The 3,287-nt window shown below is 57.7% G+C and carries 4 protein-coding genes; all 4 read right to left on the bottom strand.

What is annotated here, in order from left to right:
* Positions 1-116 precede the first annotated feature (116 nt).
* Positions 117-323 carry a hypothetical protein gene (locus NW857_RS09475; protein WP_414335497.1) on the bottom strand — a complete coding sequence of 69 codons (207 nt, stop codon included), beginning with the start codon at positions 321-323 and terminating at the stop codon, positions 117-119.
* A gap of 451 nt (positions 324-774) precedes the next feature.
* The gene (locus NW857_RS09470) at positions 775-1,581 is read right to left on the bottom strand and encodes a PPC domain-containing protein (RefSeq protein ID WP_414335495.1); all 807 of its coding nucleotides are present in this window, start codon (positions 1,579-1,581) and stop codon (positions 775-777) included.
* Between the two features lie 78 nt (positions 1,582-1,659).
* A complete protein-coding gene (locus tag NW857_RS09465) occupies positions 1,660-2,886 on the bottom strand; it encodes an aminotransferase class I/II-fold pyridoxal phosphate-dependent enzyme (protein ID WP_414335499.1) in 1,227 nt (408 codons plus the stop codon).
* A 168-nt stretch (positions 2,887-3,054) separates the two neighbouring features.
* The coding region (locus NW857_RS09460) for a hypothetical protein (protein ID WP_414368779.1) at positions 3,055-3,287 on the bottom strand (233 nt) is incomplete at its 5' end.

The following is a 3,287-nucleotide window of genomic DNA, read 5'->3' as shown; positions in this document are numbered from 1 at the left end:
GCGGTCAGCATGATTGGGAAAGCCTTGTCCTCTCTCGGTTTAGCTTAATCGGCGGGAAGCCCCGCACTGTATTTGTGAATTGTGTTTACTCAACGAAGATGAGTGCCGGGAGTCGTTCACTCAACGAGGATATCGCGAATCAAGGGCAAGCGAATGCTGATGTAGCGATTGAGCACCGAGGCATCGACACTGCTGAGGACATGTTTTCTCTGGCAGGCGCTCAGAAGCAGATTCACCAAGTCGTCATCGCGTTTTGTGAGCCAATCTGGCCTGCCAATCTCGCTGACCAAAGACCAAAACTGGCGTACCATTTCAGGAGTCATGGCATCCATTTTGTGGGGATAGGGGCTAGCTGCAAAAGAATGGTCTAGGCCATTGACCTGATTCTAGAAAAAAGACCTCACCTGTGAGAGCAATATTTCAGCTCCGTCACAACTTAGGATAAGATGTCATGCTTTCCCATAAACCTCAGTAAGTGCCGACCATCCTTGTTCAGAAAGCTTGAAGAAAACCAGAGGTTGCTAACCTTAGCCATAGCCATTTCAAGCCGGTCTAAAACATCTCCGCAGCGCCCTGCACCGCCATAGATGAGTAGCCTCCCCTTTGGAGCGGGAGAGGGGAGCGCAAAATTCGCAAGGTTTTCACCGCTACTTAGCATAACTATAGAAAAAATAACGATTCCCGTCAAAATCTGGTCATCACCCTATCGGCCTTAAGGTAAAAACTGCCCGCTCTCCTTCACCAGAAGAGGAAGAACCTTGACGAGCCTGGGTGCTAGCGTAAGGTGTACTGCAGCTCATAAGCCCCTTTTTCTCCTGGCCCATAGGTGTTGGCCCGCAGGGTATAGGTGCCGGTGCGGGGCAGAAAGGCAATCATCAGAGCATCGGTTCCGCCGCCTTGGTCGTCATCCCAAGCCACGACTTCTCCGCTGGGATCCAACAGTTGCAAAAAAGCATCGAAGTCGGCGCTGGTTAGGGAGGCGATCAGGATCTGGCCGGCGCGAGCGGCAATGGGATATTCGTCCATCCAACTGCCATCCTCGGGGTGCTGCAGGGATCCCTCCTGCAGACGGCCTGATGGAGTTTGCTGCCAATCGATCTGGGTGAGGACATAGGTCAGCCGGTAGTTGCCGGTGGATTCTGGCTCAAAGCTGGTGGCTCGCAGGGTGTAGGTGCCGCCCTCTGGCAGACGCACCGCCAACAAGGCATTTATATCTGGGCCGGAGTCATCGTCAAAGCCGATCACCCGTCCTTGGCCATCCACCAGCTCCAGGTAAGCATCGAAATCTTCGCTCTCCAGGGCCGCAATCAGGATCTGCCCCGGCTGAGATGTAATCGAAATCTCATCCCAAAAGCTGCCATCCTGAGGGTTGCTCAGATCTTCAGGGCTGAGGGTTCCCGCCAGGGTTCGGCCATCTCTCCACAGGGGAGAAGAAGCAAGGGAGGATCCCACCTGCGCGCTCCTCTCTTGCAGCAGATCCAACCACCGACAACTGCTGGACAGCCCCAGCGCCACCAGACTCAGGGCCAAACAGGATCCCCAGCGGCGGGGAAGTGCGAAAGAACGACACAAGCTCAACATCGACAAGACTCCCCGCCCCTATGAGCCAAAACCACGCCTCAATTTTATCCATTGGTTTGCCGGGGCGGGTGGGTAACTTCACAGGGAATCCCAAGCTTGTAAGACGGCTTCCAGGGCCAGCCGCCCGTGGCCAAGATGGGTTCCCCCCTGCAAATAGACGGTGTAGGGATCCCGCATCGGCCCGTCGGCAGAGAGCTCAGCACTGCTGCCCGCAACAAAAGTGCCTGCCGCCATCACCACCGGATCGGCATAGCCGGGCATCACTTCTGGGATCGGGGTGAGGTAGGAATCCACCGGCGAGCTGCTTTGAATGGCGCGGCAAAAAGCCTGCAACTTCTGCGGGGATCCCAGTTGAATGGCCTGAATGATGTCGGTGCGGGGCGCTTGTGGCAGAGGCGAGACCGGGTAGCCCAGATCGTGAAACACCTGGGCGGCCAGGTGGGCAATCTTGACCGCTTCGGCCACCATCTGCGGGGCCAAAAACAACCCTTGAAACAGGAGCCGGTTGAGATCGAAGGTGGCCCCGCCTTCCGAGCCGATCCCCGGCGCCGTCAGCCGGCAGGCAGCCTGCTCCACCAGCTCGGCCCGCCCCGCCACATAGCCCCCCGCTGGGACGAGGGTGCCGCCTGGATTTTTGATCAGGGATCCGGCGATCAGATCGGCGCCCACATGGGTTGGCTCTTGGGTTTCCACAAACTCGCCATAGCAATTGTCCACCAAGACCACCACCTCCGGGTTTTGTGCTTTGACGATCTGGATCATCTCGGCAATCTGGGCAATGGAGAAGCTGGGCCGCCAACTGTAGCCACAGGAGCGCTGGATGTGCACCAGGCGGGTTTGCGGTCTGAGAGCGGTTTTCAGAGCCTGCCAATCGACATCGCCCTTCCGCAGATCCAACTGGCGATAGGTAACGCCGAACTCCCGCAGGGATCCCCGCCCCGATCCCCGCAGGCCGATCACCTCCTCCAGAGTGTCGTAGGGGGGGCCGGTGATGGCCAACAGCTCATCCCCCGGGCGCAGCACCCCGAACAAAGCACAGGCAATGGCATGGGTGCCGGAGACCATCTGCAGCCGCACCAGCGCCGCCTCACAGCCCATGATCTGGGCAAACACCCGATCCAACACCTCTCGCCCCCGGTCGTCGTGGCCGTAGCCCGATACGCCGGCAAAGTGGTGGGATCCCACCTGCTGGTCGTGGAAGGCCCGCAACACCCGCGCCAGGTTCTCCCTGAGAACCTGGTCCATCGCCTGAAAGCGCTCCTGCAGAGCCGCTTCTGCTCTGTCCAACAGCGCCGCCGCCTGCAACGGGATCCCTTTGCCCACCGAGTTCACCCCACTTCTTGCCCACAAACCGGCCTTAACCCTAGCAGAACCGGCCACCAACCCAGAGGCCAAAAACAGCTTCTCAGACCTGCTACTTCTGGGAACGATGGCTTCACAGAAACTCTATCTTGATAAAAACCTTAATTTCAGTTAGCACTTCTTCATCTTCTCTGTCAGTTTCTGCCCCGGCCAGACAAAGCGTCCCCTGCCGCTGCGGCCCACACCAGGTTGTATAATGACCCAATAGAGGGATATTGACGGGAAGAATAGAGGGATATTCGGACTGGGGGAAGGTGCCGGTTCAGCAGCCGCTGCTTTTCTCGACTGCATGGGAGTTTCCTTGAACAACTCGGCTCCCTCTTTTAGGTATTGACAATAGCGAG

Source organism: Synechococcus sp. H55.9, from assembly GCF_047462355.1.
Lineage (GTDB): Bacteria > Cyanobacteriota > Cyanobacteriia > Thermostichales > Thermostichaceae > Thermostichus.
Note: the sequence above shows the minus strand (reverse complement) of the source record. Positions and strands in the feature narration are given on the sequence as shown.